The organism is Komagataeibacter kakiaceti JCM 25156, from assembly GCF_000613305.1.
Map to the genome: position 1 here is coordinate 1 of NZ_BAIO01000702.1, position 983 is coordinate 983.

Here is a 983-nt window from a genome sequence, read left to right on the forward strand (position 1 = left end):
GCCGGTTGATGTGTACCGGACCCTGCGCGCGCATTCTCCCGCGCCGTTCGGGGCGTTCCTGTCCGGTAACGGGGAATGGGCCCTTCTCGGGGCTTCGCCCGAGCGGTTTGTCGCCCTTGCGGCCCATGGCGCGATCAGCACCCGGCCCATCAAGGGCACGGCCCCGCGCGGCGTGACCCCGGCCGAGGATGAACATCTGGCCCACACCCTGCGTCATGACGCCAAGGAACAGGCGGAAAACCTGATGATCGTGGATCTCATGCGCAATGACATCGGGCGCGTGGCAAGGCTGGGCAGCGTCGGGGTGCCCGAACTGTTCGGGGTCGAGCGGTTTGCCCATGTGCACCATCTGGTGTCGGAGGTGACGGGGCAGTTGCGCGAAGGGTGCGACGCGCCCGACCTGCTGCGCGCCATCCTGCCGCCCGGTTCGGTAACCGGCGCGCCAAAACACCGCGCCATGCGCATTATTGATGAACTGGAGGCCTCCCCCCGTGGGGCCTATTGCGGCGCCGTGGTCTGGATCGGGTGTGATGGCGCGATGGATAGTTCCGTCATCATCCGCACGCTGGTCATGACGCGCCACCACATCATCGCCGCCGCTGGCGGGGGCATTACCTTCGAGTCCGACCCGATGCGCGAATATCGTGAAATGCAGTTGAAAATAGCGGCCCTCCTCGCGATTTTCGGCACCCGGGCGGAGGGGGCGGGCGCATGACCGTGGCGGCTTCCCTGCCGGTCTGGCTCAATGGCCGCCTGCTGCCCGCCGGGCAGGCGCGTATCGACCGGCGGACAGGGGTTTCCTGCTGGGGGATGGCCTGTTCGAGACCATGCGTGTCTCCGCCGGGCAGGTCAGGCAGTTTCGACCGCCATATGCGCAGGCTGGAGGAAGGGGCCACGACCCTCATGCTGCCCCCGCCCGATCGCGCGCGGATCGCGGCGGCGGTGGATGAAATGCTGGCGGCCTGCGCGCTCGGGGCCGGTTC

1 protein-coding gene and 1 pseudogene are annotated in these 983 nt (G+C 68.1%); both read left to right on the forward strand.

All coding sequences use genetic code 11. The features are described from left to right. A partial coding sequence (locus JCM25156_RS18100) for an anthranilate synthase component I family protein (protein WP_025814247.1) occupies positions 1–715 on the forward strand: 715 nt, incomplete at its 5' end. After that, positions 712–983 (forward strand): annotated as a pseudogene (locus JCM25156_RS18105) (aminotransferase class IV); the annotation flags it as partial. The gene JCM25156_RS18100 and the pseudogene JCM25156_RS18105, both read left to right, overlap by 4 nt.